This is a genomic window from Campylobacter sp. TTU_617 (assembly GCF_016599045.1).
Classification (GTDB): Bacteria; Campylobacterota; Campylobacteria; order Campylobacterales; family Campylobacteraceae; genus Campylobacter_D.
Genome location: NZ_JAENKV010000055.1, coordinates 1 through 385 on the forward strand (window position 1 = coordinate 1; position 385 = coordinate 385).

Below are 385 nucleotides of genomic sequence, written 5' to 3' on the forward strand. Positions count from 1 at the left end.
TCCTCAACCTGAACGTCGCACAGTTCCATTTCAATTTCGCGAAGAAATGGCTCCAGCGCAGCGTTTACTTTATCGATGTCTTCGTAACGGATACCCGGCATAGCCAGTTTCTGGCGGGTAGTAAGGTGGATTTGCCCGTTGCCCCAGGTTTCGGCGATATCACGTGCCACAGTCAGCAAATGCGCAGGCAAAATGCCGCCGGGAATGCGGACGCTGATCATCGCTTCGCCGCGCACTTTTGACAGGCGATATTCGTTTTTCGCACGGGCTTTAATAATATCAATATCAATGCTCATGATGTTCTCCTTAATCGGCAAAACGTTGCGCGACGGCGTAGTTAAATATCGGGCCGTCGGTGCAGACATAAACTTCGCCCATACGGCAG

1 pseudogene is annotated in these 385 nt (G+C 51.4%); it reads right to left on the bottom strand.

The features are described from left to right. Window positions 1-296, bottom strand: a pseudogene (asrC, locus tag GQV94_RS07670) (anaerobic sulfite reductase subunit AsrC); the annotation flags it as partial. Between the last annotated feature and the right edge of the window lie 89 nt (window positions 297-385).